This is a genomic window from Streptomyces sp. NPDC027185 (assembly GCF_055567035.1).
Genome location: NZ_JBVHRF010000004.1, coordinates 88,007 through 114,228, shown reverse-complemented (window position 1 = coordinate 114,228; position 26,222 = coordinate 88,007). Strand labels below are relative to the sequence as shown.

The window sequence follows — 26,222 nt, the reverse complement described above, 5'->3', positions numbered from 1 at the left end:
GCTCCCGTATGGTCCCCACCTGGCGGCTCCGCGCCGCCTTCGCCCGCCGCCTGTCCGCCGTGTACGGCGCGGAGGTCCCCGCGTACACCACGCTCCTCGACGTGACCGCGCGGATCAACGAGGAGACCGTGCACCGCGACGGGCACCCCGGACACCTCGGCGGACTCGACCGCGTCACCGCCGAACGGCACGGCGCCATCCGCGTCGGCACCCCGGACGAACTCCGCCAGGCGGCCCGGATCTTCGCCGCGTTCGGCATGCACCCCGTCGGCTTCTACGACCTGCGCGACGGGCCCGGCGCCGTCCCCGTCGTCTCCACCGCCTTCCGGCCCCTCGACGCCGAGGAGCTGGAGCGCAACCCGTTCCGCGTCTTCACCTCCCTGCTCACCCCCGACGACCGCCGCTTCTTCGACGACGATCTCGCCCGCCGCCTCGCCGCCTTCCTCGGCCGCCGCACCCTCTTCCCGCCCGAACTCCTCACCCTCGCCGCCCGCGCCGAGGACGCCGGCGGCCTGCCCGACACGGACGCCGACCGCTTCCTGACCCTCGCCACCGACGCGTTCGCGCTCTCCGCCGAGCCCGTCGACCGCGCCTGGTACGAGGAGCTGTCCGAGGTCAGCGCCGTCGCCGCGGACATCGGCGGGGTCACCACCACCCACCTCAACCACCTCACCCCGCGCGTGTTGGACATCGACGCGCTCTACCGCCGGATGACCGCCCACGGCATCACCATGATCGACCGCATCCAGGGCCCGCCCCGCTGGGACGGCCCCGACGTCCTGCTCCGCCAGACGTCCTTCCGGGCGCTCGCCGAACCCCGCGCCTTCCGCGAGATCGACGGCCGCGTCACCGACGGCACCCTCCGCGTCCGCTTCGGCGAGGTCGAGGCCCGCGGCATCGCCCTCACCCGCACCGGACGCGCCCGCTACGACGCCCTCACCGCCGAGACCGACCGCCGCACCGCCGAGGCGGGCGGCACCGCCGCCGACCACGCCGCCACCGCCCGCGCCGTCTGGGAGGCCGGCTTCCCCCGCACCGAACGCCAACTCGCCGCCGACGGCCTCGCGTTCTTCACCTACGCCCCCGCCCTCACCCGCCCCCGCGACGGCCGCCGCCCGCCCGACGGTCTCGCCGCCCTCCTCGACCAGGGCTGGCTGACCGCCCGCCCGATCGTCTACGAGGACTTCCTGCCGCGCTCCGCCGCCGGGATCTTCCGCTCCAACCTCACCCGCGACACCACCCGCACCGCCGAGAGGGCCGCCGCCCCCTACGACGCCGGCCGTCTCGCCGCCGCCCTCGACCGCCCCGTCCACGACCCGTTCGCCCGCTACGCCGACCGCAGCCTCACCACTCTGCGCCGGGCCCGCCGGGCCCTGGGCCTCGCCCCGACCCCCGAGGAGCTGGTATGAGCCACCCCACCACCGACGCCCTCCGCGACCGGGCCGCCGCGGCCCTCGCCCGCTGCGGCGCCCCCACCGCCCTCGACCCGGCCGCCGCCGTGCCCGGCGCCGCGCTCACCGCCCGCACCCCGCTGACCGGCCACACCCTGGGAACGCTGCCCGCCACCTCGGCCGACGAGGCCGAGGCCGCGCTCGCCGCCGCCACCCGCGCCTTCCACACCTGGCGCACCGTCCCCGCGCCCCGCCGCGGCGCACTCGTCAAACGGCTCGGCGCGCTGCTCGAAGCCCACCGGGACGACCTCGCCGACCTGGTCACCGTCGAAGCGGGCAAGATCCGCTCCGAGGCGCTGGGCGAGGTCCGCGAGATGACCGACATCTGCGATTTCGCGGTGGGCCTCTCCCGCCAGCTCCACGGCCGCACCATCGCCGGGGAACGGCCCGGCCACCGCCTCGCCGAGACCTGGCACCCGCTCGGCGTCACCGGCGTCATCTCCGCCTTCAACTTCCCCGTCGCCGTCTGGTCCTGGAACGTCGCGCTCGCCCTCGTCTGCGGCGACCCCGTCGTCTGGAAACCCTCCGAACTCACCCCGCTCACCGCCCTGGCCTGCACCGCCCTGCTGGAGCGGGCCGCCGCCGACACCGGCGCGCCGGACGGCCTGCACCAGCTGCTGCTCGGCGGCCCGGACCTCGGCGCGCTCCTCGCCGACGACCCCCGGGTGGCGCTGCTCAGCGCGACCGGCTCGGTCCGGATGGGCCGCGCCGTGGCACCCCGCGTCGCCGCCCGCTTCGGCCGGGCCCTGCTGGAGCTGGGCGGCAACAACGCCGCCGTCGTCGCCCCCTCCGCCGACCTCGACCTCGCCGTCCGCGGCATCGTCTTCGCCGCCGCCGGCACCGCGGGACAGCGCTGCACCACCCTGCGCCGCCTGATCGTCCACGAGGACGTCGCGGACAGCCTGCTGCCGCGGATCGCCGACGCCTACCGCGGGCTGACCGTCGGCGACCCGTTCGCCGAGGGCACCCTCGTCGGACCGCTCGTCCACCGCGCCGCCCGCGACGCCATGGACGCGGCGCTGGCCGCCGCCCGCCGCGACGGCGGCACCGTCCTCGCCGGCGGCGAGCCGTGCCTGACCCGCGAGGCACCGGACGCCGCGTACGTCCGCCCGGCGCTGGTACGGATGGACCGGCAGACCGGCATCGTCCGCACCGAGACCTTCGCCCCCGTCCTCTACGCGCTGACCTACCGCACCCTGGACGAGGCCATCGCCCTCAACAATGCCGTCCCGCAGGGCCTGTCGGCCGCGATCTTCACCCGCGACCAGCGGGAGGCCGAGCGCTTTCTCGCCGCCGACGGTTCCGACTGCGGCATCACCAACGTCAACCTCGGCACCTCGGGCGCCGAGGTCGGCGGCGCGTTCGGCGGCGAGAAGGAGACCGGCGGCGGCCGCGAATCGGGCTCCGACGCCTGGCGCGGCTACATGCGCCGCGCCACCACCACCGTCAACTACTCCGACGCGCTCCCGCTCGCCCAGGGCGTCACCTTCCTGTGACGGCCCCGCGCACCGGGCGGGCGGGGACCCGCCCGGCGCGCGGCGGCCCGCCCGGCGCGCGGCGGCCCGCCCCGGGGCCGCGGGACACGCCGGGCCCGCCGCCGTACGGCCGCCCGCACGGCGGCGGACCCGGGGTACGCGGCGTTCAGCGGGCCCGGGGCGCTCGGCCCGCCCCGGACCCCGGGCCGCTCAGCGGGCTCCGCCCAGATCCCGTACCAGCGTCGGGGAGGGGTGCGGGATCTCCCCGAAGTCCTCGTCGTCGCAGTCCACCGTCAGCCGGTTGATGACGCTCTCCAGGGCGGGCGGCAGCGTCGGCGCCAGCCCGCTGTGCCACTGCACCAGGAGGTTGTGGCGGGCGGCGTCCGGCAGCAGCTGCCGGGTGTCGAACGCCGGGATCTGCCGCCGTTCCTCGTCGGGGGAGTGCGCCGCCTGCTCCCGCCAGTACGCCGCGTCCCGGAACTCGCCGTTGCGGCGGTGCGCCAGATAGAGGCAGTACGCCGCGGTGCGGCTGCCCGCACCGGCGCCGAAGTGCCACCAGAAGTGCGCCGCCTCGCTCCGCCCCGTGATGTGCAGCAGACACGCGAAGACCAGCGCGCCCTCCGGATCGATGCGGTGGTCGTCCACCAGCCGCTCCAGACTGGCCGCAGCCGCGGCGGCGTTCACCACCAGCGCGCAGGCCAGCTCCAGTTCGTGCGTCGCCTCGTCCCGCGCGCTGGGATACGCGCTGGGCGCGCCCCGCTCCGGGTGGGCCGCCGGGCGGGCACCGGGCTCCGCCGCGCCCCCCGCGCCCGGGACGTCACCGTCCAGCAGCCCGAACCCGTCGAGTACGCCGCGGTCGTCCAGCTCCCCGAACCCCTCCAGACCGTCGATACCGGCGACCGCCGCGGCGGCGTCGAGCAGCGCCTCGACGGTGTCGCGCCGCCCGGTCCCGTAGGTGGATGTCATGGCTCGTTCCCCCTCGCGTTTCCCTGATCCATTCCGAGCGCCGTGGCGAGCCTGCGTCTGCCCCGGCTGGCGTGCGAGCGGACGGTGGCCTCGTCGACGCCCAGCAACGCCGCGATCTGCGCGTCGTCGTACCCGATCACATGCCGCAGCACGATCACGTCGCACTGCCGCTCCGGCAGCCGGGCGATGGCCGCGTACAGCCCCAACTGGCTCTCCAATAACGCGAACTGCGCCTGGAACTCCCGCAGCAGCGCCTTGGTGACGACGGCGAAGGCCGCGGTCTCGGTGAGCGCGGTGGGCTGCCGGTGGTCGTAGAGCCACTCCACGACGCACTCCTTGAGGAGCGCCCAGGCGAACGCCTCGACCGACGCCTGCCGCAGCGCGTGCGGCCACACGGCGGCCAGCCGGTGGAAGGCGCCGCGCGTCACCGCGACGGCCGCGTCCCGTCCCCCGGTGTGCAGGTAGGCGTACTTGACCCATTTGCGGGCGTGTGTGGCGTGGAACGCCTCGTAGGACAGTGAGAGCTGACGGTCCGTATCGGTGTCCGTGCCCGTCCTGCCGTCCGTGTCCGCCGCCGCCCCGGGTGCGGGTGAGGCGGCGTACCGGCTCATGTACGCCCCTCACGCGCGGGCCGGGGATGTCGCTTCCGGGCGCGGTGGCACGCCCCGCGTGCGCCGGTGGCGGGAGGGGAGCGCACAAAGGGTGCGGCGGGGTCGGGGGCCGGGGGCCGGCGGGCCCCGCGGGCCCTTCGCCGGGCCGCCGCCGGATGGGCGTGCGCCCCCGGATCTGCGGGCGGGAGCCGGTGCCGGTATGCGCTCACGAGCCGTCCTCGTTCCGTTGGCCGTGCACCGCCGCTCCCGGTGCGCCGGAGGGCGGGGGAGCGGCGGGAGGACGGTTGTCCTCCCTTCCAATCAACAGGAAAGCGCATCCGTTTGTGGAGCGGGACCGGAAGAAATCCGTCCCCGGGTATTCATATGACCGCGGGTGCCCCTGTCATGGGCGCCGCGCGCCCCTGCGCGCCCCGCGCACGCCGTCCGCCCCGGCGTGCGCCCCGGCCGTCGGAGTGCCGCGGCGCGGTCCGGGTGAGCGGTGACGGGGCCGCGGCGCGGTGCCACAATCGATCTTGGCCGCCGGTGCGGCGGTCCGCCGACAGGGGAGGCTGGCACACGATGAGCGACCACAGCGCGTCAGGGGTGGACCTGCAACTGGACCGGGCCCACTCGGCCCGTATCTACGACTACTTCCTCGGCGGCAAGACCAACTTCCTCGCCGACCGGATGGCGGCCGGAAGCGTCCTCGGGGTCTTCCCCGGCGCGCTGGTCGCCGCCCGTATCAACCGCGAGTTCATGCACCGCGCCACCCGTTTCCTCACCGAGTCGGGCATCCGCCAGTTCCTCGACATAGGCACCGGCATCCCCACCTCGCCCAACCTCCACGAGATCGCGCAGTCCGTGGCGCCCGACACCCGCGTCGTCTACACCGACAACGACCCGATCGTCCTCGCCCACGCCGCCGCCCTGCTCCACAGCACCGCCGAGGGCCGCACCGCCTACGTCCAGGCCGACGCCCACGACCCGGGCGGCATCATGGCGGCCCCGCAGCTCCTGGAAGCGCTGGACCTCACCCGTCCGGTGGGCCTGAGTCTGAACGCCCTGATGCACTTCGTCACCGACGACGGCCGGGGCCGGGCGCACGCCATCGTCGAGACCCTCAAGGACGCGGTGCCCAGCGGCTCCACCCTCGCCATGACCCACGCCACGCAGGACTTCGCCCCCGAGGTGATGGGCAAGATCATCGAGATCTACGGCGAGGCCGGGACCGCTCTGCAGTTCCGTACGCGTGCGGAGTTCGCCCGCTTCTTCGACGGCTGGGAGCTGCTGGACCCGGGCATCACCCTCTCCCACCAGTGGCGCCCCGAGAGCCCCGAGGACGCCACCCATGTCACCGACGCCGAGGCGGCCTGTTACGCGGCCATCGCCCGCAAACCGTGAGCCGTCGGCGGTGAGCGGCGGGCCGTGAACCGGGAGCCGTGAGTCACGGGCCGGTGGCCGCGCCGCACGGCCGCGGTGGTCACCGGTCGGCGGCCGCCGCCGTGAGCTGGTCGAGCCGGAGGAACACCAGCGCGCGGCGCATCAGGCCGACGAGTTCCTCCGGCTCCTCCTGCCAGGCCCAGTGCTCCATGGTGACGGTGAACGCGTCGAGCACCGCGACCGTCAGCAGCCGGACCTCCAGGCTGTCGGCGGGGGCGCCCACGCGGGGCGCCAGCGCGGGCGCGAGCCGTTCCTGCATCTCCCGGCCCGCGGCGAGCCAGCGCGCCTTCAGGGCGGGGACGGTGCCCAGGACCCGCACCAGCCGCCGGGCCCGCGCGGCGTCCTCCAGGCGCCGCTCGGCCGTCGCCGTACCGAAGGACGCCTCGACGGCGCCGAGCAGCGGCTCATCGGCCGGATGCGCCGCGAGGACGTCGACGAGCTGACCCACGGCGGAGGCGAAGAGGGGGGTGAGGGCGTCCTCCTTCGCCGGGCAGTAGCGGTAGAAGGTGCGCAGGGAGAGGCCCGCCGCCGAGGCGATGTCCTCGACCGTCGTCGCGTCGTAACCGCGGTCGGCGAACAGGGCCGCCGCGGCCTCCGCGATCTCCAGCCGGGTCCGATGGCGCCGCTGTTCCGTCAGGGACGGACGGCCCCGCGCTGCCGCCATGGTGTGTGCTCCTCGCCGTGTTCCACTCCGGCCCCTCATTGTCCCAGAGCAAATTATTGGCACGGCATGCCAAAAAAGCGTATGTTCCTCGACGACCGGTCGGCGGCCGGCGGCGGCCCGTCCGTCCGCCGTCCCCGGCTGCCGCGCCGCCCCCGCACGCCCGTCCGCCGGCGGCCGGTGCGCCCGGCCGCCGGTGACCGGCGAACGTACGGAGTCGACGAAGGAGCCGTCCATGTCCCGCACCTACCTCATCACCGGAGCTGCCTCCGGCATCGGCGCGGCCACCGCCACCTGGCTCAGGGAACGGGGCGACACCGTCATCGGCGCCGACCTCCGGGACGCCGACATCGTCGCCGACCTCGCCACCGCCGAAGGACGGACCCATCTGGTCCGCCGGGCGGGCGAGTTGAGCGGCGGACGGCTCGACGCGGTGATCGCCGGTGCCGGTCTCGGCGCCTTCGTACCGCGCACCGTCAGCGTCAACCACTTCGGCGCGGTCGCCACCCTGGAAGGGCTGCGCCCGCTGCTGGCCGCCGGTACGGCCCCGCGCGCCGTCGCCATCGCCTCGGTCGCCGCCGTCCACCCGCACGATCCGGCACTCGTCGACGCGGCGCTCGCCGGGGACGAGGAAGCGGCGCTGGCCGCCGCCCGCGCGGCGGTCGACCGGGGCGAGGAGTACGCGATCTACGGCTCGGCCAAGGTGGCCCTCGCCCGGTGGGTCCGCCGCACCGCGGTGACCGCCGACTGGGCGGGCGCCGGCATCCCCCTCAACGCCATCGCCCCCGGTACCGTCGTCAACCCCATGACCGAACCGATGCTGGCCCGCCCCGAACTGCGCGAGGTCATCGACCGGGCCGTTCCCATGCCGCTCCACGGCCACGCCCGGCCGGACCAGATCGCCCCCCTTCTGGCCTGGCTCACCTCCCCCGAGAACGAACTGGTCACCGGCCAGGTCGTCTTCATCGACGGCGGCGCCGACGCCGTACTGCGGGGCGACGGCGCGTGGTGAGCGGGCAAGAGCGGCCGGCCGCGGCCACCGGAGACCGGTCCGCGCACGCCTTCAGCCGTACGGCCGTCGTGACCGCCGGACCCGATGACGTCCGGCGGGCCATCGGGAGGTCCGGTGGCCTCGCCGACCGGCATCCGCTGCTGCCGCCGTGGCCGAGGGCGGCGCCGGCCCCCTCGTCCGGCCCGGCTGAGCCTTCCGTCCCGAAGGCGCGGGCCGCGCGGTCGCGGCGCACCGGCGGCCGCCGACGGCGCACAGCCCGGCGGCCACCGGCGCGGGCGGCCGCCGGGCCCGGCTCACTCCTTGCGGTAGCCGTACGCCTCGCCGGCCGCGGCCGCCACCGCCGTCAGGTCGGCGCCGGCCGACGCGGTGACCACGGCGGCCACCGCGCCCTCCAGGAACGGCGCGTCCACCAGCCGCGCCCCGTCGGGCAGTTCATCGCCCTCCGCCAGCATCGCCTTCACCGTCAGCACCGCGCTGCCCAGATCGACGAGGACCGCGACACCCGCGCCGCCGTCCACCGAACGCGCCGCCTCGGCGATCAGCTCCGCGCTGGTGCCCAGCCCGCCGTCCGGGGTGCCGCCCGCCGGGGCCACCGGCGCGGTCGTCCCGCCGCCCGCCAGCCCGGTGGCGAGCGCCGCCACCGCCTCCGCCACCGGCCCGCTGTGCGACACCAGCACGATGCCGACCGTCCCGGCCACCGCCCGCCCCGTCACCGCGCCACCTCCGCGAACGCCGCGAACAGCAGCGCCGACGACGCCGCACCGGGATCCTCGTGGCCGATGCTGCGCTCCCCGAGATAGCTGGCGCGTCCCTTACGGGCCTGGAGCGGTACGGTCGCCCGCGCGCCTTCCGCGGCCGCGGCGGACGCCGCCGCGAAGCCGTCCGCCAGCGCGGTGACCGCCGGGTCCAGCGCGTCCAGCATCGTCTTGTCGCCCGGCGCCGAGGAGCCGAGCTGACCGACCGCGTCCACCCCGGCGCGCAGCGCGTCCCGCAGCTGCCCCGCCTCCACCCGCTCCGCGTCGCCGAGCGTCTTGCCCGTCCGCCGCAGCAGCGTGCCGAACAGCGGCCCGGACGCGCCGCCGACGGTGGAGACCAGCGTCTTCCCCGCCGCGACGAGGACGGCGCCGGGCGTCGCCGGCGGCTCCTTCTCCAGCAAGGTGCGCACCGCGGTGAAACCGCGCTTGAGGTTGCTGCCGTGGTCGGCGTCGCCGATCGCGGAGTCCAGTTCGGTGAGGCGGTCGGCCTCCCGGTCGACGGCGGCGGCGACCGCCGCCAGCCACCGGACGAAGAACGCGGCATCCAGGGCCGTTTCGGACACGTGACTCTCCTTGGCTCGTGGCGCTGCGGGCACCACGGACGGTACGGGCACCCGGGCGTCCCCCGGGCGCGGGGCGGCGGACGCGGCGCGGCTCAGCGGCCCCACCGCAACCCCGCGGTCTGCACCGGCGCGTCCCACAGCCGCAGCAGCTCCTCATCCACCTGACACAGCGTCACCGAAGCGCCCGCCATGTCCAGCGAGGTCACGTAGTCGCCGACGAGGGTGCGGGCCACCGCCACCTCGCGGTCGGCCAGCCGCTGGTGCACCTCGGCCGCGAAGCCGTACAGCTCCAGCAGCGGCGTCGCCCCCGCGCCGTTGACCAGCAGCAGCACCGGCCGCTCCGGCCGCAGGTCGTCGAGGACGGCGTCCACCGTGAACTCGGCGATCTCCCGGGCCGTCATCATCGCGCGCCGCTCCCGCCCCGGCTCGCCGTGGATGCCGACGCCCAACTCCAGCTGCCCGGCGGGCAGATCGAAGGTCGGGCCGCCCTTGGCCGGGGTGCTGCCGGCGGTGAGCGCCACCCCGAAGCTGCGGGACGCCGCGACGACCTGACGGGCGAGCGCCTCGACCCGCTCCAGCGGCGCGCCCTCCTCGGCCGCCGCCCCGGCGATCTTCTCGACGAAGAGGGTGGCGCCGGTGCCGCGGCGGCCCGCGGTGAACGTCGAGTCGGTCACCGCCACGTCGTCGTCGATCAGCACGCTGGCGACCGTGATGCCCTCGTCCTCCGCCAGCTCCGCCGCCATCCGGAAGTTCAGCACGTCACCGGTGTAGTTCTTCACGAGGAAGAGCACGCCCGCCCCGCTGTCCACGGCGGCGGCCGCCCGCACCATCTGATCGGGCACCGGCGAGGTGAACACCTCCCCGGGGCACGCCGCGTCCAGCATGCCCGGCCCGACGAACCCGCCGTGCAGCGGTTCGTGCCCGCTGCCGCCGCCCGAGACCAGCGCGACCTTCCCGGCCACCGGTGCGTCCCGCCGCACCACCACCCGGTTGTCGACGTCCACGACCAGGTCGGGATGGGCCGCCGCCATGCCGCGCAGCGCGTCCGCCACGACGGTCTCGGCGACGTTGATGAGCATCTTCAACGGTTCCTCCTGCGGTGGTTCCCGGCCGCCCCTCACAGGGCCCGGCCCCCAGTATCGAAGAGCCGGGCCCGATCGGAGGGGCGACGCGGGGAATCCCCGCTCCGGAGGACCTGGGCGCGGGACCGGGCGGCCGGACGCGCCCGCGGCCGCGGCGTACACCCGCGCCCGGCCCCGGAATCCGGTCAGCGCGTGGTGTACCCGCCGTTCAGGAAGAGCGTCTGGCCGTTGGCCCACCAGCCGTCGGTCAGCAGCATCCGCACCCACGGCACGATGTCCTCGATCTTGGTGAGGTCACCGTTCATCGCCGACGCCTTGTGGAACGCGACGGAGTCGTCGTCCTCCGCCGGATAGAAGAACGAGGTGTCCATCGGCCCCGGCGCGAGATTGTTGACCGAGATGTTCCGCCCGAACAGCTCCTTCGACAGGGCCCGCGCGAAGTGCTCCACGGGCGCCTTGCTCCCCGCGTACGAGGAGTACAGCCCGGTGTAGGCGGCGAGCAGCGAGGTCACGATGGTGACGATCTTCCCGCCGTCCTCGATCCGCCGGGCGGCCTCCTTCATCACGAAGAACGCGGCCTTGGAGTTGACCGCGAACATCCGGTCGTACTCCTCCTCCGTTATCTCGGTCATCGGCTTCTTCAGCACCATCCCGGCGGTGTTGACGCTGATGTCGAGCTTGCCGAAGCGGTCGACGGTCTCGTCGAAGGCGCGCGCCACCTCGGCGGGCCGGGTCAGGTCCGCCTGGAGCGCGAACGCCTCACCGGGCCCGGCGTTGATCTGCGCGACGACGTCCTCGGCCTTGGCCCGGGAGGAATCGCTGTTGTAGTGGACCGCGACCCGGGCGCCCTCCGCGCCGAGCGTGGTGGCGATCAGTCCGCCGAGGTTGCGCGACGCGCCCCCGATGAACGCGGCCTTCCCCTGGAGCGCGGTGTCCGGCTTGCTGACCATGTCGGCCTCCTGCGTGTGGTGGCGAACGGTGCGGCACGGCCCGGCCGTGCCCTTCTCCCCCCACCCTCACCGGCCCCGCCCCCACAGGTCTTGAACGATCCGCTCGCCGGTGGAACGGACCGCTCACTTCCGTCAGCGCCCGCTCTCGCGCAGCACCCGCGGGGTGGCCCCTTCGTAGCGTCGCATCATCCGCGTCAGATGGCTCTGGTCGGCGAACCCGGCCTCCGCCGCGATCTCGGTGATCGGCCGGTCGGTACGGAGCAGCTCCCGCCGCGCGTGGGCCAGCCGCCGCCGCAGGACGTAGCGGTGCGGCGGCTCACCGGTCGACGCCTTGAACAGCCGCACGAAATGGGACTCGCTGACGCCCGCCACGGCGGCCAGCTCCGCCAGCGTGATCCGCCGCCCCAGATGCGCGTGGACGAAGTCGGTCACCTGGGCCAGGGCGCGCGGCGGCAGCCCGCCCGGCCGCCCCGGCACACCGCCGTCCGGCCCCGCCAGTCGCAGCAGCGACGCGGCGGCCGTCTGCACCAGCGACTGCGCGTACAGGGTGTCCGCCGGGCCGGGCCCGGAGCACTCCGCCACCAGCCGTTCGGCGACCAGCGTCAGCAGCGGGTCCGAGAAATGGAAGCGGGGGACCAGCCCGGCACGGCCCGGGGCGCCGCCCTCGTCCGCCAGTTTCTCCAGCCACACCGGGTCGATGCCCAGGAGCAGCAGCTCCACCTCGTCCTGCCAGCGCGGGCGCGCCGCCCAGCCCGCCGGGTTGATCAGCGCCTCGCCCGGCAGGAACCGCTCGCGCCGCGCGGTGCCCTCCGCCGACCAGCGCAGCTCCGCCGACCGCCCGGTGTGCACCACCAGGACGTGCAGCGGCGGCCCGACCGGCGGCGGCGCGGTGTCGGCCGTCCCCGCGGCCCGCTCCACCACCCGCTCCGCCACCGCGTGGCCGAGCAGCCCCGCGCTGCTGTGCAGACACCGCAGATGCGGCTTGATGTACGACACGCTCACCCGGCCAGTATCCGCCTCCCGGCGCCCGGCGGCCGTCCGTGCCCGCACCGCCCGGGGCGGCCCCGGGCGCACTGCTCCGAACGGGTGATGGCCGGGGTGCGGTCCGGAGGTCGACTGCCGTGCCCGGACCCGCACACACGAACGGCGGCCCGGGGCGTCCCCGGACCGCCGCCGCGGCCCGCCGGTGGCGGCGCGGGCCTACCCGCGGGTCAGCCCTGGCACTGCGCGGCCTGGTTGTAGTAGTCCGCCGCCTGGGCGCGGTACGCCCGCGCCTTCTGCATGTACTCGTCGGCCCGCCGCTGGTCGCCCCGGGCCGCGGCGTCCCGCGCGGTGGCCTCGGCCTCGTCGGCCTGCTTCTGGGCCTGCTGCGCCTTCTGCAGCAGCTCCCCCTTGCTGCAGGAGAACGTCACGGCGGGGGCGGAGGCGGCGGCGGGCTGCGCCGCGTTCGCCGAGGCGGCGCCGAGGGCGACCGGTGCCGCGGCCGTCACCGTGACGACGGCGGCGGAGACGAGGACGCGCTGGAACTTACGCATGGAACGCACCTTTCATGGGTGGTTGTGCCGTGAGGGTTCGCGCCGGAACCGGCCCCTCGGGGCGACCGTAGCGAGGCGGTGAAGCACGCGAGTGCCGGATGACGGGTGAAGGTGCGTCCGGAGCCGGAAGCCGCAAGATGCGGGCTGTACACGGACGTTGAAGTTCCGCCCGCCCGGGTGCCGGGCACACAGCCCCGGACGCCCGCCCGTACGGCAACGGCGGCCCGGGGCACCCTCGGCCCCGGACCGCCGTTCCCGCCCGCCGCCGGCAGGCCCGTACGCGACGCACCTCAGTCGTGGCAGCGCTTCGCCTTCGCGAGGTAGTGGTCCGCCTTCTTGTCGTACGCCCGCGCCTTCTTCTTGTACGCGATCGCCTTCTTCCTGTGGCCGAGCCCCGCCTCGTGGCGGGCGCGGGCCTCGGCCTTGTCGGACAGCTGCCGGTACTCGGCCGCCTTGTGCCGCAGCTTCTGGGGGTTGCAGGAGATCGGACCGGCGGCGGCGACGGCCGCACCGGCGGCGGGCTGCGCCGCACTCGCCGTGGCCGCCCCGGCGGCGACCGGCCCCGTGGCCGCCACCGCGACGACGGCCGCGGAGACGAGGAAACGCCTGAACTCACGCATGGAACGCACCTTCCGTTGGCGGTGTGCCGTGACGGCCCGCCCGACCCGGTGCCCCCCGTCGGGGCGAGGGCCACCGGGCGGCGGACCGTCGAGAACGCTAGGTGCGGACGGTGCGGCGCGCCTGGCGGTATGCCCTCAACAGGGTTGAGTAGCGGGGCTCTTGACGTGATATCGGCAGATGTGCGGGCGGTGCGGCGCGGGGCTCGGGCACCCGCCCGCGCCCCTCACCCCGCCAGCCCCAGTTCCGCCGCCAGCCGGCCCCGGTGCCAGGACGGTGAGCCGAAGAGGTGGGCCGCGGCGTAGGCGCGTTTGAGGTAGTGGTGGGCCTGGTGTTCCCAGGTCAGGGCGATACCGCCGTGGAGCTGGACCATCTCGCCGGCCACCGCGGTGAACGCCTCCGAGCAGGCGGACTTGGCGGCGGCGGCCAGTCGGGACAGTGCGGGCGGGTCGTCGTCGGCGGCGCAGGCGGCGGCGAGCGCGGCGGTGCGGGCGGCCTCGACCTGGACGTACGCGTCGGCCAGCCGGTGTTTGACCGCCTGGAAGGAGCCGATCGGGCGGCCGAACTGCTCCCGGGTGCCGACATGGGCGACCGTGCGCTCCAGGCAGGACGCGGCGGCGCCGGTCTGCTCGGCGGCGAGCGCGGTGGCGGCCAGGTCCACCAGGCGGGCCAGTGTCCGCGCGCCGTCGCCGTCGGCGCCGAGCAGCCGCCCCGCGGCGCCGTCGAGGACGATCCGGGCCTGCGCCCGGGTGGAGTCGACCGGGACCAGCGCCTCGCGCCGGGCCCCCGGATCACCGGCGGGGACCTCGAAGAGCGCGAGTCCGCGGGCGGTGCGCGCCGCCACCAGCAGCAGTCCGGCACCGGCGCCGTCGAGGACGTGCTCCTTGACCCCGGTGAGCCGCCAGCCGCCGTCCGGCCCGGCGACCGCCTCCGTCCGGATCCGCGCCGGATCCCAGGAGCCGCCCTCCGCCCAGGCCAGCGCGCCCGTCACCGCGCCGGAGGCGAGGCCGGGCAGCAGCCGGGCGCGGGCCGCCTCGTCGCCGCTCGCCAGGATCGCCTGGGTGGTCAGGACCACCGAACCGAGGAACGGCACGGGACTCAGCACGCGCCCCAACTCGGCCAGCACGACGTGGAGTTCGCGGAATCCGCCGCCCGCGCCGCCGTACGCCTCGGGGACGGCGAGGCCCGCGACGCCGATCTGGCGGGTCAACGGCCGCCAGGCGGCCGCCCCGTCGTGCCGGGCGAGCACCGCGCGCACCGCGTCCCCCAACTCCCGCTGCTCCGCCGTCAGTCGCACCGTCCACTCCTTCGTCGACGTACCGGTGGTGGCTTCCGTGCCGTCCGTGCCGCCCGCGCTGCCCGTGCCGTCACGGGGTCAGGACGCGGGCCCGGTGTGCGGCGGGGGTGCCCCAGGCGTCGCGCAGCGGCCGGGCCTTGCGGATCCACAGGGACAGGTCGGGCTCCTCGGTGTAGCCGAGGGCGCCGTGCAACTGGAGCGCGGTGCGCGCCGCCGCGTACGCCGCCTCGCCGGCCGCGGCCTTCGCCGCCGAGGTGGCGCGGCCGTCCGCCGTGCCCCGCGCCAGGGCGAGCGCCGCCGCGTACACCAGCGGCTCGGCGAACTCCAGGCCCAGCAGCGTGTCGGCCAACCGGTGCTTGACCGCCTGGAACGATCCGACGGGCACGCCGAACTGCGTCCGCTCCCGGACGTACCGGACGGTCGCGTCGAGCAGGGCGCGGCCCAGCCCCAGCGCCTGGGCGGCGGTGGCCAGCGCCGCCGTGTCGTACGCCCGCGCCGCCGCGGCGGCCACCTCCGGCCCACGCGCGAGAGCCGGTCCCGGTCCCGGCCGCGCGAGCCGCCGCGCCGGATCCGCCGAGCGCCGCACCGGGCCCACCGACTCCGCCCGCCGCAGCACGTCCCCCTCGGTGACCAGCACCGCGTCGGCGGCATCGGCGTCCAGCGCGTACGGCTGCGCGGGGGAGAGCGGGCAGAGCGAGACGAGGGCGTCCCCGGCGGCGATGCGGGGGAGGAGGCCGGCCGCGACACCGGCCGGCCCGGACAGCAACGTCCCCGCCGCGACCGTCTCCACCAGCGGACCCGGCACCGCGTGCCGCCCCACCTCCACGAAGGCGACGGCCAGTTCGAGTGGGTGGAACCCCATCCCGCCGTGGCCTTCCGGGACCGCCAGGGCGAACAGGCCGGCGTCGGCGAGCCGCTTCCACAGGGCGCGGCCGGGGCCCGTGTCCCCGGCGGCCCAGGCGCGCACCGCCGCGGGGGTGCCGGCCGCGCCGAGCAGGGCGTCCAGCGTGCGGGCGAACTCCCGCTGTTCGCGGTCGAGGAGGAACCGCATCAGCGTCGTCCCTTCGGCAGGCCGAGCAGCCGCTCGGCGATGATGTCGCGCTGGATCTCGTTGGTGCCCGCGTAGAGCGGCCCGGCGAGCGCGAAGACGTACCCTTCCGCCCACCGGCCGTACGCGGGCGCCTCACCGGCGTCGTCGGCGAGTTCGCCGTACGGGCCGAGCAGATCGAGCGCGGTCTCGTGCAGCGCCAGGTCCAGCTCCGACCAGAAGACCTTGTTGAGGCTGGACTCCGCGCCGATCGGCTCCCCGGCGGCGAGCCGGGCGGCGGCCGCGTGGGTGAACAGGCGGTACGCCTCGGCGCCGATCACCGCGTCGGCGACCCGGTCGCGCAGCGCCGTGTCCCCGGGGTCGCCGCGCTCACGCCACAGCGCGGCCAGCCGCCCGGCGGCGGCGGTGAACCGGCCGGGGCTGCGCAGCGTCAGCCCGCGTTCGTTCCCGGCGGTGGACATCGCGACGCGCCAGCCGTCGCCCGGCGCGCCGATGACGTCCTCGTCCGGCACGAAGACCCCGTCCAGGAAGAGTTCGGCGAAGGCGGGCCTGCCGTCCAGGCGGCCGATCGGCCGGACCGTCACCCCGGGCGCGTCCAGCGGGAACATCAGATACGTCAGGCCGTGGTGCGGGCGGGCGCCGCGCCCGCTGCGGAAGAGGCCGAAGGCGCGGTCGGCGAAGGCGGCCCGCGACGACCAGGTCTTCTGGCCGTCGAGCAGCCAGCCGCCGTCGGTCCTGGTCGCCGTCGAGCGCAGCGCGGCCAGGTCCGATCCGGCCTCCGGCTCCGACCACGCCTGCGCCCAGATCACCTCCCCGCGCGCCATCGGCGGCAGAATCCGGGCGCGCTGCGCTTCGCCGCCGTGCTCCAGCAGCGTGGGGGCGAGGAGGCCCACGCCGTTCTGCGCGACCCGGCCGGGGGCGCCCGCCGCGTGGTACTCCTCCTCGAAGAGCAGCCACTCGATGACACCGGCGCCCCGGCCCCCGTACCGCTCGGGCCAGGACACCGCCGACCAGCGGGCGGCGCCGAGCGTCCGCTCCCAGGCGCGGTGGGCGGCGAACCCCTCGGCCGTCTCCAGGGACGGCAGCGGCGAGGCGGGGACATGCTCGGCGAGCCAGGCGCGGGCCTCGTCGCGGAACGCGCGCTGCGCCGCGGTGAGATCGAGGTCCATCAGGAGCCGGCCTCCTTCATGGCACGGATGTCCATCCCGCCGAGCGCGTCCCGCGAGGTCTCCGCGTTGTGCGCGTGCGCGAGGTGGTGCAGGCCGAAGGCGGAGTCGAGGCCGGTGTGCAGGCCCTGGAGGTCCTCGGCCTGGTTGACCGCGCGTTTGGTCAGCGCCAGGCCCATCCGCGGCTGACCGGCGATCTTCGTGGCCAACTCCAGGGTGTGGCCGAGGAGTTGCTCGCGCGGGACGACGCGGTTGACCATGCCCAGCTCGTAGGCGCGGGCGGCGCTCATCCGGTCGCCGGTGTAGAGGAACTCCTTGGCGATCCGCGGCGGCATCACCCAGGGGTGGGCGAAGTACTCGACGCCGGGTATGCCCATCCGCACCACCGGGTCGGCGAAGAACGCGTCCTCGGCGGCGATGATCAGGTCGCAGATCCAGGCGAGCATCAGCCCGCCCGCCACACAGGCGCCCTGGACGCAGGCGAGCACCGGTTTGGGCAGCTCCCGCCAGCGGCGGCACATCCCGAGGTAGACCTCGGACTCGCGGGCGTAGCGGCTCTCGGCGCCCTCCTTGTCCGAGTGGTCCCACCACAGTCCGGCGGTGCGGTCGAACGGGAGGTGGGCGTCGCGTTCGGGGGTGCCGATGTCGTGACCGGCCGAGAAGTGCGCGCCCGCGCCCGCGAGGACGACGGTTTTGACGCCGTCGTCGGCCGCGGCGCGGGAGAAGGCCCGGTCCAGCGCGTAGGTCATCGCGGAGTTCTGGGCGTTGCGGTAGGCGGGGCGGTCCATGGTGATCAGGGCCACCGGGCCCCGCCTCTCGTAGCGGACCGGCTCCGTCGGGGCAGTGGACATCCGCCCTCCTTCCCTAACAAGTGTTTGGTAGGTTAACGTACCGGCCGGTGACCGTCGAGATCCGTGGGGGAGCCGGCAGATGGACACGGTGCGGGAGTTCCGCAGGCGGGCGCGGGCCTGGCTGGACGCGCAGCTCAGCGGCGAGTTCGGACGGCTGCGCGGGCTCGGCGGACCGGGCCGCGAGCACGAGGAGTTCGCCGCCCGCCTCGCCTGGGAGCGCCATATGGCCGCCGCCGGGTGGACCTGCGTCGGCTGGCCCGTCGAGCACGGCGGCCGCGGCGCCACCCTGGAGGAGCAGGTCGCCTTCCACGAGGAGTACGCGGAGTCCGGCGCCCCCGCCCGGGTGGGCCACATCGGCGAACAGCTCGTCGGCCCCACCCTCATGGCGTACGGCACCCCGGAGCAGCGCGCCCGTTTCCTCCCCGGTATCGCCGCCGTCCGCGACCTGTGGTGCCAGGGCTACAGCGAGCCGGACGCCGGGTCCGATCTCGCCGCCGTCCGCACCCGCGCCGTACGCGACGGCGACTCCTGGGTGCTCACCGGCCGCAAGATCTGGACCTCACTGGCCCACGAGTCCCGGTGGTGCTTCGTCCTCGCCCGTACGGAGCCGGGCTCCACCCGCCACCGGGGGCTGTCCTACCTGCTGGTGCCGCTGGACCGGGACGGGGTGGAGATCCGGCCGATCACCCAGCTCACCGGCACCGCCGAGTTCAACGAGGTGCTGTTCGACGGCGCGCGCACCGACGCCGGGAACCTCGTCGGCGAGGAGGGCGGCGGCTGGGCCGTGGCGATGGCCACCCTCGGCTTCGAACGCGGCGTCTCCACCCTCGGGCAGCAGGTCGGCTTCCGCCGCGAATGGGAGGCGCTGGCCGCCCTCGCGGTCCGCAACGGCGCCGCCCGCGACCCGCTGATCCGCGACCGGCTCACCCGCTCCTGGATCGCGCTGGAGACCGTCCGCGGCAACGCCCTGCGGATGCTGGAGGGCGCCGCCGCCGGGGCGCCGGGCCCGGAGGCGTCCATCGGCAAGATCTACTGGGCGACCTTCCACCGCGAGCTGGGCGAACTCGCCATGGAGATCCGCGGCGCGGACGGCATGCTGACCGCCGGGGAGCCGTACGAGCTGGACGAGTGGCAGCGGCTGTTCCTCTTCTCCCGCGCCGACACGCTCTACGGCGGCTCCAACGAGATCCAGCGGAACATCATCGCCGAGCGGGTGCTCGGACTGCCCCGGGAGCCCCGGCCGTGACGGGCGCCCCGGCCCCGCCGCCCGCCGCGCGCGGCGGCCCGTACGGCGGCGGGCCCGGCCCGGTCCCGTCGCTGCTCGGGCGGGGGACGACAATGGCGGTGTGCCGAAAAGCAACGCGCCCGACAGCGGCAAGAAGAAGACGATGACCCCCTCGCCCGAGCGGCGCCGGGAACTGCTCGGCGTCGCCGCCGAGGTGTTCGCCGCGCAGGGGTACAACGCCACCACCGTCCGCAAGATCGCCGACGCGGCCGGAATGCTGGCGGGGAGCCTCTACTACCACTTCGACTCCAAGGAGTCGATGCTCGACGAGATCCTCTCCACCTTCCTCGACGAACTGTGGGCCGGCTACGACGCCGTCCTCGCCGCCGGGCTCGGCCCCCGGGAGACCATCGAGGCGCTGGTCACCGAGTCGTTCCGGGAGATCGACCGGCACCACGCGGCGGTCGCGATCTACCAGAAGGAGTCCCGCCACCTCTCCGTCCAGCCCCGGTTCACCTATCTCGCCGACTCGCAGCGGAAGTTCGAGAAGGCGTGGCTGGGCACCCTGGAGCGCGGCGTCGCCGACGGCGTCTTCCGCGCCGACCTGGACATCCGCCTCACCTACCGCTTCGTCCGCGACACCGTCTGGGTCGCCGCGTCGTGGTACCGGCCGGGCGGACTGCACAGCCCCGACGAGATCGCCCGGCAGTACCTCTCGATGGTGCTCGACGGCATCGCCCTCGGGGAGCGCACCCCCTGACACCCCTCCCTCAAGGAGTCCCGATGCCCGAGGCGTATCTCGTCGAAGCGGTCCGCACCCCCGTCGGCCGGCGCGGCGGCGCTCTGGCCGCCGTCCACCCGGCGGACCTCGGGGCGCATGTGCTGACCGCCCTGATGGCCCGCTCGGGCATCGACCCGGCCGCCGTGGAGGACGTGGTGTTCGGCTGTGTGGACACCGTCGGACCGCAGGCGGCGGACGTCGCCCGCACCTGCTGGCTGGCGGCCGGACTGCCCGAGGAGGTGCCGGGCGTGACCGTCGACCGGCAGTGCGGCTCCTCCCAGCAGGCACTCCACTTCGCCGCCCAAGGCGTACTCTCCGGCACCCAGGACCTGGTCGTCGCCGGCGGCGTGCAGAGCATGTCGCAGATCCCGATCGCCTTCGCGAGCCGCCGGGCCGCCGAACCGCTCGGCTTCACCGAGGGCCCCTACGCCGGTTCAAAAGGCTGGCGGAAGCGGTACGGGGACCGGCCCGTCGACCAGTTCCACGGCGCCGAACTCATCGCGGAGCAGTGGGACATCGGCCGCGCGGAGATGGAGGAGTTCGCACTCGGCTCGCACCGCCGCGCCGCCCGCGCCCTCGACGAGGGCCGCTTCACCCGCGAGATGGTGCCCTACGGAGCCGTCACCGCCGACGAGGGGCCGCGCCGCGACACCGGCCTCGCGAAGATGGCCGCGCTGGCACCGCTGACCGAGGGCGGCCGCCTCACCGCCGCCCTCGCCTCCCAGATCTCCGACGGCGCCGCCGCCCTCCTCATCGCCTCCGAACGCGCCGTCCGCGACCACCAACTGACCCCGCGCGCCCGTATCCACCACCTCTCGGTACGCGGCGAGGACCCGATCCGGATGCTCTCCGCCCCGATCCCGGCGACCGCGTACGCCCTGGCGAAGACCGGCCTGACCATGGACGACATCGATCTGGTGGAGATCAACGAGGCGTTCGCCTCCGTGGTCCTGGCCTGGCTGCGCGCGACCGGCACCGACCCGGCGAAGGTCAACGTCAACGGCGGCGCCATCGCCCTGGGCCACCCCCTCGGCGCCACCGGCGCGAAACTCATGACCACCCTCCTGCACGAACTGGAACGCACCGGCGGCCGCTTCGGCCTCCAGACCATGTGCGAGGGCGGCGGCCAGGCCAACGTGACGATCATCGAACGGGTGTGAGGCGGGGGCGGGGTGACGGGTGGTGGGCGGACGGCGCCCGGCTCGCACGCCCTCGGCCCGGCGGCTCAGGGCCGGGCCGCCCCCGGCCGGCCGTCGCCCCGCCGGGCCCCGGGGCCGTCAGCCCGCCGCCCCTCGGCCAGTCCGCCGGTCCGTCCGTCCCGGGACGCCACGAACGCCTCCCGGTGCCGGTCGGCGATGCCGCTGAGGTTCGCCTCGAAGGTGAAGCCCTGCTCGAAGCGGTAGCTGCGGCGGACGTCGACCGGGTCGATGCCGTTGAGCGCCGCCTTGGCCAGCCGCAGCAGCGCGCCGTCCTTCGCGGCGATTTCCCGCGCCAGCTCCAGCGCCGCCGCCCGCAGCTCCGTACGCGGCACCACCCGCCACACCGAGCCGTGCGCCCGCAACTCCTCGGCGGTGACGGTCCGGGAGGTGTAGTACAGCGTCCGCATCAGATGCGCCGGGACCAGCCGGGCGAGGTGGGTGGCGGCGCCGAGCGCCCCGCGGTCCAGCTCCGGCAGGCCGAACACCGCGTCGTCACCGGCCACGATCGCGTCGGCGTTCCCGGCCAGTCCGACGCCGCCGCCCAGGCAGAACCCCTGGACCGCGGCGATGACCGGCACCTCGCAGTCGTAGACCGCGGCGAACGCCTCGTAGCAGCCGCGGTTGGCGCCGAGCAGCGCGGTGTGGCCGGGCGTGCGCTGCATCTCCTTGATGTCGACGCCCGCGTTGAACCCGCGCCCCTCGGCGGCGAGCACCACACACCGCGTCTCCGGGTCGGCGCCCGCGGCGCGCACCGCGTCGGCGAGGTCGTACCAGCCCTGTACGGGAAGGGCGTTGACCGGCGGGACGTCGACGGTGACGACGCGGATGCCCTCCTCGGGGCGGGAGACGGAGACGCCCGTGCGATGTTCGGTCACCTTGCCACCACCTTTCCATCTAACGTTTGTTAGGTACGCTAGCAGCTCCACGGACGGCGGCAGAGGGGCCCGGCGCCCCGGATGCCCGCCGTCATCGGCGGACGGAAGGGAAAGCCATGGCCGGACTGTGCGCGCAGCGCGTCGTCGCGATCACCGGAGCCGGACGCGGACTGGGCCGCGCCCACGCACTCGCCTTCGCCGCCGAGGGCGCCCGGGTCGTCGTCAACGACCTCGGCGTCGGACTCGACGGCACCGGCGCGGTCACCGGGCCCGCGCGGCGGGTCGCCGAGGAGATCCGCGCCCTCGGCGGCGAGGCGGTGGTCCACGACGGCGACATCGCCACCCCCGAGGGCGCCGCCTCGCTCGTCACCACCGCGCTGGAGACCTTCGGCCGCCTCGACACCCTCGTCAACAACGCCGGATTCCTCCGCGACCGGATGCTGGTCAACCTCGGCGAGGACGACTGGGACGCCGTCGTCCGCGTCCATCTCAAGGGCCACTTCCTCACCCTCCGGTACGCCTCCGCGCACTGGCGGGCCGAGGCCAAGGCGGGGCGAGCCCCGCAGGCCCGGATCGTCAACACCAGCTCCGGAGCGGGGCTGCTGGGCAGTGTCGGGCAGGGCAACTACGCCGCGGCCAAGGCCGGGATCGTCGGGCTGACGCTCGTCGCCGCCGCCGAACTCGCCCGCTACGGCGTCCAGGTCAACGCCCTCGCCCCGGCCGCCCGCACCCGTATGACGGAGCACGCCTTCGCCGAGGCGATGGCGGCGCCGGGGGAGGGGGAGTTCGACGCGATGGCGCCGGAGAACGTCTCGCCGCTCGTGGTCTGGCTCGGCTCCGCCGGCTCGGCGGGCGTCACCGGCCGTGTCTTCGAGGCGGAGGCCGGCCGGATCACGGTCATGGAGGGCTGGCGCCCCGGCCCGAGCGACGACTCACGAGCCCGCCGCACCCCCGCCGAGGCCGGCGCCACGGCCCGCCGCCTGCTCGCGGCGGCCCGTCCGCCGCTCCCGGTGTACGGGACGTGAGGGCCCGTCAGTCCGCGGGCCCCCGCCGCCCGGCCAGATAGCGGGCGGGCGGTTCACCGCCGCCGTGGACGGCCAGATCCGCGCCGTTGACGTATCCGGCCGCCGGGCCCGCCAGATAGCGGCAGGCGGCGGCGACATCGGAGGGCAGCGCCAGGCGGCCCAGCGGCACGAGCCCGGCGAGGGCCGCCTGGCGCTCCGCGCCCGGGGCGCGCACCGGCCCGACGCTGAGGTGGTTGACCCGGACCGCCGGGCCCCACTCCAGCGCCAGTGCCCGGGTGAGCATCAGCAGCCCGGCCTTGGCGGCGGAGTAGGCGGCCGTACCGGGCTGCGGCTGGTGCGCCGAGACGCTGCCGATGTTGAGGATGCAGCCGCCGCCGTCCTGCCCGCGCATGTGGCGGTGGGCCGCCTGGGACGCGTAGAGGGGTGCGAGCAGGTTGAGCGCCACCACCTTCTCGGCGAAGCGCGGGGAGGCGGTGGCCGCGTCGGCGTCCGGGGAGCCGCCCGCGTTGTTGACGAGGACGTCGAGCCGTCCCGAGCGGCGGGCCGCGGTGTCGACGAACTCCCGTGCCGCCGCCGGGTCGCGGATGTCGGCGCACACCACGTGCGCGGCGCGTCCGTCCGCGCGTGGCGGGGCCGGGGGAGCGGTGCGCCCGCAGACCGTGACCTCCGCGCCGGCCGCGAGGAACGCCTCGGCGACGGCCCGTCCGATGCCCCTGGTGCCGCCGGTGACGGCCACCGCCCGGCCGGAGAACTCCCGTGAACCGCCGCCCTCCATGGCCCGCTCCTCTCGGTCCGTGCCCCGGTGCCGCCGCGTCCCGCGGGCCCTTGACACCCGGCCGCGCGGCCACCGTAATCTATCTACCAAACGTTTGCTAGGTAAGTGTGGGGGTCGCTCCGGTGCCCGGCACGGGACCGTCCACGGCACACACCGTCAGGAGCTGCGTATGGCCGACAAGACGATGACCGCGCCGGAGGTGGTCGCCCGGCTCCGCTCCGGGATGACCCTCGGCATCGGCGGCTGGGGCTCGCGCCGCAAACCGCTCGCCCTGATCCGTGAGATCCTCCGCTCCGACCTGCGCGACCTCACCGTCGTCTCCTACGGCGGTCCCGACGTCGGCCTCCTCTGCGCCGCCGGAAAGGTCCGCAAACTGGTCTTCGGCTTCGTCTCGCTCGACTCCATCCCCCTCGACCCGCACTTCCGCGCCGCCCGCCAGAACGGCCGCATCGAGGTCGCGGAGTACGACGAGGGGATGCTCCAGTGGGGGCTCTACGCCGCCTCGCTGCGGCTGCCGTTCCTGCCCACCCGCGCCGGAATCGGCTCGGACGTCCCGGTCGTCAACCCCCACCTGCGCACCGTCGCCGACCCCTACGGCGGTGACGAACTGCTCGCCGTGCCCGCGCTGCCGCTGGACGCCGCGCTCGTCCACCTCCACCGCGCCGACGCGGCGGGCAACGCCCAGTGCCTGGGCCCCGACCCGTACTTCGACGACCTCTTCTGCGCCGCCGCCGAGCACGCCTTCGTCTCCTGCGAACGGTTCGTGCCCACCGCCGCCCTCACCGAGGAGGCCCACCCCGCCACCCTCGTCGTCCGCCGCCACACCGTCGAAGGCGTCGTCGAGGCGCCCGGCGGCGCCCACTTCACCTCCTGCGCGCCCGACTACCCGCGCGATGAGGCGTACCAGAAGGAGTACGTCGACGCCGCCCGCTCACCGGAAGCCTGGGAGGCGTTCCGGCACCGCTATCTCACCGGCGACGGGCCCCGCCGCACGCCGGGCCACCACGGAGAGGAGCAGCCGGTATGAGCGACGCGACCCGCGCCGAGATCTGCGCCGTCGCCTGCGCCGAGGCGTTCCGCGGCAGCGGCGAGATCCTGGCCAGCGCCTTCGGCACCGCCCCCGCCATCGGCGTCCGGCTGGCCCGCGCCACCTTCGCCCCCGACCTGATGCTCACCGACGGCGAATCCCGCCTCGTGCAGGGCATCTGGCCGCTCGGCGCCGCGCCCGACGGGCCGGTCGAGGGGTACCTGCCCTTCCGCGCCGTCTTCGACCTGGTCTGGAGCGGGCGGCGGCACGCGATGATGATGCCCACCCAGATCGACGCCCACGGCAACGTCAACATCTCCGCCATCGGCCCGTACGACGCGCCCACGGCGCAGCTCATCGGGGTGCGCGGCGCCCCGGGCAACACCGTGTGCCATCCGGTGAGTTACTGGATACCGCGCCACTCCACCCGGGTCTTCGTCCCCCGGGTCGACCTGGTCTGCGGTGTCGGCACCGACGCCGCGGCGGCCGCCGGGCCCGCCGCCCGCCACCACGACCTGCGCCGCGTCGTCACCGACCTCGCCGTCCTGGACTTCGCGCCCGCCACCGGCACGCTCCGGCTGCGCTCGGTCCATCCCGGCGTCCGCACCGAGGACGTCACCGCCCGCACCGGCTGCCCGCTCGTCATCGACGGCGACATCCCCGCGACCCGGCTGCCCACCGCCGCCGAACTCCGCCTGATCCGCGAGGAGATCGACCCGGCGGGCCTGCGTCACCAGGAGATCCCGGCATGACGCACCCGGCGCTGCGCACCCGGATCTGCGACCTGTTCGGCGTCGCGTACCCGGTCGTCCAGACCGGGATGGGATATGTCTCCGACGCCGGCCTCACCGCCGCCACCGCCGAGGCCGGGGGCCTGGGCATCCTCTCCGCCGGACTGCTCGACCTGGACGGGCTGCGCCGCGCCGTCGACGCGGTCCGCGCCGCCACCGACCGGCCCTTCGGCGTCAACCTCCGCGCCGACCAGCCCGACGCCGAGGACCGCGTCGATCTGCTGATCCGCTCCGGCGTGCGCGTCGCCTCGTTCGCCCTCGCGCCCCGCCGCGACCTCATCGCCCGCTGCAAGGACGGCGGACTGCTCGTCGTACCGTCCATCGGCGCCCGCCGCCACGCCGAGAAGGTCGCCGCGTGGGGCGCCGACGCGGTGATCGTCCAGGGCGGCGAGGGCGGCGGCCACACCGGCGCCGTCCCCACCAGCCTGCTGCTGCCCCAGGTCCGCGACGCCGTGGACCTGCCGGTGATCGCCGCCGGCGGCTACCACGACGGCCGCGGACTGGTCGCCGCCCTCGCCCACGGCGCCGACGGCATCGCCATGGGCACCCGCTTCCTGCTCACCCGGGACTCGCCCGTCGCCCCCGCCGTCAAACAGGTCTACCTCGGCAAAGGCGTCCACGACACCGTCCTGACCCGCGAGATCGACGGCGTTCCGCAGCGCGTCCTGCGCACCGGGCCCGTCGCCCGTCTGGAGAAGACCTCCCGTCCCGGCCGGCTGCTGCGCGCCGCCCGTAACGCCACCGCCTTCCGCAAGCTCTCCGGCACCCCCTGGCCCGACCTGGTCCGCGAGGGCCTGGCGCTGCGCCGCCGCCACGGCCTGACCTGGAGCCAGGTCGTCATGGCGGCCAACGCCCCGCTCCTCTACCGCACCGGACTCCTCGACGGCCGCCCCGACCTCGGCGTCCTCGCCACCGGCCAGGTCGTCGGCCTCATCGACGACCTGCCCAGCTGCCGGGAGCTGATCGACCGGATCATGACGCAGGCCGACGAGGTCCTGCACCGCCTGACGGACCCGCCCGCCGGGGGAGCCCACCCCGCCGCATTCGACGAGGGAGCCGTGTGA

The 26,222-nt window shown here is 75.4% G+C and carries 27 protein-coding genes; 11 read left to right on the top strand and 16 right to left on the bottom strand.

Going from position 1 to position 26,222, the window contains the following annotated elements:
* Positions 1–8 precede the first annotated feature (8 nt).
* A complete protein-coding gene (hglS, locus tag ACZ4M8_RS14070) occupies positions 9–1,409 on the top strand; it encodes a 2-oxoadipate dioxygenase/decarboxylase (protein ID WP_467606782.1) in 1,401 nt (466 codons plus the stop codon).
* Positions 1,406–2,947, top strand: coding sequence for an L-piperidine-6-carboxylate dehydrogenase (gene amaB / locus ACZ4M8_RS14065; RefSeq protein ID WP_467606780.1), 1,542 nt, complete (start codon positions 1,406–1,408; stop codon positions 2,945–2,947). Before hglS ends, amaB begins: the two co-directional genes overlap by 4 nt.
* Positions 2,948–3,136: 189 nt before the next feature.
* On the opposite strand, the gene ACZ4M8_RS14060 is transcribed toward amaB, so the two are convergent.
* Positions 3,137–3,892: a hypothetical protein gene (locus ACZ4M8_RS14060; protein WP_467606778.1), complete on the bottom strand. Its 756-nt coding sequence runs from the start codon at positions 3,890–3,892 to the stop codon at positions 3,137–3,139.
* A complete protein-coding gene (locus ACZ4M8_RS14055) occupies positions 3,889–4,503 on the bottom strand; it encodes an RNA polymerase sigma factor (protein ID WP_467606776.1) in 615 nt (204 codons plus the stop codon). The genes ACZ4M8_RS14060 and ACZ4M8_RS14055 overlap by 4 nt, the downstream gene beginning before the upstream one ends.
* 558 nt (positions 4,504–5,061) lie before the next feature.
* On the opposite strand from ACZ4M8_RS14055, the gene ACZ4M8_RS14050 reads away from it, so the two are divergent.
* Positions 5,062–5,883 carry an SAM-dependent methyltransferase gene (locus ACZ4M8_RS14050; RefSeq protein WP_467606775.1) on the top strand — a complete coding sequence of 274 codons (822 nt, stop codon included), beginning with the start codon at positions 5,062–5,064 and terminating at the stop codon, positions 5,881–5,883.
* Between the two features lie 79 nt (positions 5,884–5,962).
* Here the strand turns inward: ACZ4M8_RS14050 and ACZ4M8_RS14045 are convergent, their stop codons facing one another.
* Positions 5,963–6,586, bottom strand: coding sequence for a TetR/AcrR family transcriptional regulator (locus ACZ4M8_RS14045; protein WP_467606772.1), 624 nt, complete (start codon positions 6,584–6,586; stop codon positions 5,963–5,965).
* A 232-nt stretch (positions 6,587–6,818) separates the two neighbouring features.
* Between ACZ4M8_RS14045 and ACZ4M8_RS14040 the strand changes: the two genes are divergently transcribed.
* Complete coding sequence (locus ACZ4M8_RS14040) at positions 6,819–7,595, top strand: SDR family oxidoreductase (RefSeq protein ID WP_467606771.1); 777 nt, start codon at positions 6,819–6,821, stop codon at positions 7,593–7,595.
* A 293-nt stretch (positions 7,596–7,888) separates the two neighbouring features.
* Here ACZ4M8_RS14040 and ACZ4M8_RS14035 read toward each other — a convergent pair whose 3' ends face one another.
* The 11 genes from ACZ4M8_RS14035 to ACZ4M8_RS13985 form a co-directional block, all read right to left on the bottom strand.
* Complete coding sequence (locus ACZ4M8_RS14035; RefSeq protein WP_467606769.1) at positions 7,889–8,308, bottom strand: PTS-dependent dihydroxyacetone kinase phosphotransferase subunit DhaM; 420 nt, start codon at positions 8,306–8,308, stop codon at positions 7,889–7,891.
* Positions 8,305–8,913, bottom strand: a complete 609-nt coding sequence (gene dhaL, locus ACZ4M8_RS14030; protein WP_467606767.1) for a dihydroxyacetone kinase subunit DhaL — start codon at positions 8,911–8,913, stop codon at positions 8,305–8,307. Before dhaL ends, ACZ4M8_RS14035 begins: the two co-directional genes overlap by 4 nt.
* A 92-nt stretch (positions 8,914–9,005) precedes the next feature.
* On the bottom strand, positions 9,006–9,998 hold the full coding sequence (gene dhaK, locus ACZ4M8_RS14025) for a dihydroxyacetone kinase subunit DhaK (RefSeq protein WP_467606766.1): 993 nt from the start codon (positions 9,996–9,998) through the stop codon (positions 9,006–9,008).
* Between the two features lie 182 nt (positions 9,999–10,180).
* Positions 10,181–10,945: an SDR family oxidoreductase gene (locus ACZ4M8_RS14020; protein ID WP_467606764.1), complete on the bottom strand. Its 765-nt coding sequence runs from the start codon at positions 10,943–10,945 to the stop codon at positions 10,181–10,183.
* A 132-nt stretch (positions 10,946–11,077) separates the two neighbouring features.
* A complete protein-coding gene (locus tag ACZ4M8_RS14015) occupies positions 11,078–11,947 on the bottom strand; it encodes a helix-turn-helix transcriptional regulator (RefSeq protein ID WP_467606761.1) in 870 nt (289 codons plus the stop codon).
* 209 nt (positions 11,948–12,156) lie between these two features.
* Positions 12,157–12,480 carry a hypothetical protein gene (locus ACZ4M8_RS14010; RefSeq protein ID WP_467606760.1) on the bottom strand — a complete coding sequence of 108 codons (324 nt, stop codon included), beginning with the start codon at positions 12,478–12,480 and terminating at the stop codon, positions 12,157–12,159.
* 290 nt (positions 12,481–12,770) lie between these two features.
* Entirely contained in the window at positions 12,771–13,100 is a 330-nt protein-coding gene (locus tag ACZ4M8_RS14005) for a hypothetical protein (RefSeq protein ID WP_467606757.1), read from the bottom strand.
* 224 nt (positions 13,101–13,324) lie between these two features.
* A complete protein-coding gene (locus tag ACZ4M8_RS14000; protein ID WP_467606756.1) occupies positions 13,325–14,395 on the bottom strand; it encodes an acyl-CoA dehydrogenase family protein in 1,071 nt (356 codons plus the stop codon).
* Between the two features lie 70 nt (positions 14,396–14,465).
* The gene (locus tag ACZ4M8_RS13995) at positions 14,466–15,446 is read right to left on the bottom strand and encodes an acyl-CoA dehydrogenase family protein (protein WP_467606754.1); all 981 of its coding nucleotides are present in this window, start codon (positions 15,444–15,446) and stop codon (positions 14,466–14,468) included.
* The gene (locus ACZ4M8_RS13990; RefSeq protein WP_467606752.1) at positions 15,446–16,612 is read right to left on the bottom strand and encodes an acyl-CoA dehydrogenase family protein; all 1,167 of its coding nucleotides are present in this window, start codon (positions 16,610–16,612) and stop codon (positions 15,446–15,448) included. The genes ACZ4M8_RS13995 and ACZ4M8_RS13990 overlap by 1 nt, the downstream gene beginning before the upstream one ends.
* Entirely contained in the window at positions 16,612–17,460 is an 849-nt protein-coding gene (locus tag ACZ4M8_RS13985; RefSeq protein ID WP_467606749.1) for an enoyl-CoA hydratase, read from the bottom strand. Before ACZ4M8_RS13985 ends, ACZ4M8_RS13990 begins: the two co-directional genes overlap by 1 nt.
* Positions 17,461–17,539: 79 nt before the next feature.
* On the opposite strand from ACZ4M8_RS13985, the gene ACZ4M8_RS13980 reads away from it, so the two are divergent.
* The 3 genes from ACZ4M8_RS13980 (at position 17,540) to ACZ4M8_RS13970 (ending at position 20,626) form a co-directional block, all read left to right on the top strand.
* Positions 17,540–18,706 carry an acyl-CoA dehydrogenase family protein gene (locus ACZ4M8_RS13980; protein ID WP_467606748.1) on the top strand — a complete coding sequence of 389 codons (1,167 nt, stop codon included), beginning with the start codon at positions 17,540–17,542 and terminating at the stop codon, positions 18,704–18,706.
* A 142-nt stretch (positions 18,707–18,848) separates the two neighbouring features.
* Complete coding sequence (locus ACZ4M8_RS13975; protein ID WP_399097340.1) at positions 18,849–19,445, top strand: TetR/AcrR family transcriptional regulator; 597 nt, start codon at positions 18,849–18,851, stop codon at positions 19,443–19,445.
* Between the two features lie 23 nt (positions 19,446–19,468).
* Positions 19,469–20,626: an acetyl-CoA C-acetyltransferase gene (locus ACZ4M8_RS13970; RefSeq protein WP_467606744.1), complete on the top strand. Its 1,158-nt coding sequence runs from the start codon at positions 19,469–19,471 to the stop codon at positions 20,624–20,626.
* Between the two features lie 65 nt (positions 20,627–20,691).
* On the opposite strand, the gene ACZ4M8_RS13965 is transcribed toward ACZ4M8_RS13970, so the two are convergent.
* Positions 20,692–21,540, bottom strand: coding sequence for an enoyl-CoA hydratase family protein (locus ACZ4M8_RS13965; RefSeq protein ID WP_467606742.1), 849 nt, complete (start codon positions 21,538–21,540; stop codon positions 20,692–20,694).
* 116 nt (positions 21,541–21,656) lie between these two features.
* Here ACZ4M8_RS13965 and ACZ4M8_RS13960 point away from each other — a divergent pair, with 116 nt between their 5' ends.
* Positions 21,657–22,565: an SDR family oxidoreductase gene (locus ACZ4M8_RS13960; RefSeq protein ID WP_467606739.1), complete on the top strand. Its 909-nt coding sequence runs from the start codon at positions 21,657–21,659 to the stop codon at positions 22,563–22,565.
* Between the two features lie 7 nt (positions 22,566–22,572).
* Here ACZ4M8_RS13960 and ACZ4M8_RS13955 read toward each other — a convergent pair whose 3' ends face one another.
* The gene (locus tag ACZ4M8_RS13955; protein WP_467606736.1) at positions 22,573–23,340 is read right to left on the bottom strand and encodes an SDR family oxidoreductase; all 768 of its coding nucleotides are present in this window, start codon (positions 23,338–23,340) and stop codon (positions 22,573–22,575) included.
* A 169-nt stretch (positions 23,341–23,509) separates the two neighbouring features.
* On the opposite strand from ACZ4M8_RS13955, the gene ACZ4M8_RS13950 reads away from it, so the two are divergent.
* From ACZ4M8_RS13950 to ACZ4M8_RS13940, 3 genes are read left to right on the top strand one after another with little or no spacing between them, the layout of a single operon-like run.
* Positions 23,510–24,367 (top strand): CoA transferase subunit A, encoded by an 858-nt coding sequence (locus tag ACZ4M8_RS13950; protein WP_467606734.1) that lies wholly within the window; start codon positions 23,510–23,512, stop codon positions 24,365–24,367.
* Positions 24,364–25,119 carry a CoA-transferase subunit beta gene (locus tag ACZ4M8_RS13945; protein ID WP_467606731.1) on the top strand — a complete coding sequence of 252 codons (756 nt, stop codon included), beginning with the start codon at positions 24,364–24,366 and terminating at the stop codon, positions 25,117–25,119. The genes ACZ4M8_RS13950 and ACZ4M8_RS13945 overlap by 4 nt, the downstream gene beginning before the upstream one ends.
* Positions 25,116–26,222, top strand: coding sequence for an NAD(P)H-dependent flavin oxidoreductase (locus ACZ4M8_RS13940; RefSeq protein WP_467606729.1), 1,107 nt, complete (start codon positions 25,116–25,118; stop codon positions 26,220–26,222). The genes ACZ4M8_RS13945 and ACZ4M8_RS13940 overlap by 4 nt, the downstream gene beginning before the upstream one ends.

Coding starts and splice junctions, on each gene's coding strand:
- hglS (WP_467606782.1), top strand. CDS start 9: ATGGTCCCCACCTGGCGGCTCCGCGCCGCCTTCGCCCGCCGCCTGTCC.
- amaB (WP_467606780.1), top strand. CDS start 1,406: ATGAGCCACCCCACCACCGACGCCCTCCGCGACCGGGCCGCCGCGGCC.
- ACZ4M8_RS14060 (WP_467606778.1), bottom strand. CDS start 3,892: ATGACATCCACCTACGGGACCGGGCGGCGCGACACCGTCGAGGCGCTG.
- ACZ4M8_RS14055 (WP_467606776.1), bottom strand. CDS start 4,503: ATGAGCCGGTACGCCGCCTCACCCGCACCCGGGGCGGCGGCGGACACG.
- ACZ4M8_RS14050 (WP_467606775.1), top strand. CDS start 5,062: ATGAGCGACCACAGCGCGTCAGGGGTGGACCTGCAACTGGACCGGGCC.
- ACZ4M8_RS14045 (WP_467606772.1), bottom strand. CDS start 6,586: ATGGCGGCAGCGCGGGGCCGTCCGTCCCTGACGGAACAGCGGCGCCAT.
- ACZ4M8_RS14040 (WP_467606771.1), top strand. CDS start 6,819: ATGTCCCGCACCTACCTCATCACCGGAGCTGCCTCCGGCATCGGCGCG.
- ACZ4M8_RS14020 (WP_467606764.1), bottom strand. CDS start 10,945: ATGGTCAGCAAGCCGGACACCGCGCTCCAGGGGAAGGCCGCGTTCATC.
- ACZ4M8_RS14010 (WP_467606760.1), bottom strand. CDS start 12,480: ATGCGTAAGTTCCAGCGCGTCCTCGTCTCCGCCGCCGTCGTCACGGTG.
- ACZ4M8_RS14005 (WP_467606757.1), bottom strand. CDS start 13,100: ATGCGTGAGTTCAGGCGTTTCCTCGTCTCCGCGGCCGTCGTCGCGGTG.
- ACZ4M8_RS13995 (WP_467606754.1), bottom strand. CDS start 15,446: ATGCGGTTCCTCCTCGACCGCGAACAGCGGGAGTTCGCCCGCACGCTG.
- ACZ4M8_RS13990 (WP_467606752.1), bottom strand. CDS start 16,612: ATGGACCTCGATCTCACCGCGGCGCAGCGCGCGTTCCGCGACGAGGCC.
- ACZ4M8_RS13985 (WP_467606749.1), bottom strand. CDS start 17,460: ATGTCCACTGCCCCGACGGAGCCGGTCCGCTACGAGAGGCGGGGCCCG.
- ACZ4M8_RS13980 (WP_467606748.1), top strand. CDS start 17,540: ATGGACACGGTGCGGGAGTTCCGCAGGCGGGCGCGGGCCTGGCTGGAC.
- ACZ4M8_RS13975 (WP_399097340.1), top strand. CDS start 18,849: ATGACCCCCTCGCCCGAGCGGCGCCGGGAACTGCTCGGCGTCGCCGCC.
- ACZ4M8_RS13970 (WP_467606744.1), top strand. CDS start 19,469: ATGCCCGAGGCGTATCTCGTCGAAGCGGTCCGCACCCCCGTCGGCCGG.
- ACZ4M8_RS13960 (WP_467606739.1), top strand. CDS start 21,657: ATGGCCGGACTGTGCGCGCAGCGCGTCGTCGCGATCACCGGAGCCGGA.
- ACZ4M8_RS13955 (WP_467606736.1), bottom strand. CDS start 23,340: ATGGAGGGCGGCGGTTCACGGGAGTTCTCCGGCCGGGCGGTGGCCGTC.
- ACZ4M8_RS13950 (WP_467606734.1), top strand. CDS start 23,510: ATGGCCGACAAGACGATGACCGCGCCGGAGGTGGTCGCCCGGCTCCGC.
- ACZ4M8_RS13945 (WP_467606731.1), top strand. CDS start 24,364: ATGAGCGACGCGACCCGCGCCGAGATCTGCGCCGTCGCCTGCGCCGAG.
- ACZ4M8_RS13940 (WP_467606729.1), top strand. CDS start 25,116: ATGACGCACCCGGCGCTGCGCACCCGGATCTGCGACCTGTTCGGCGTC.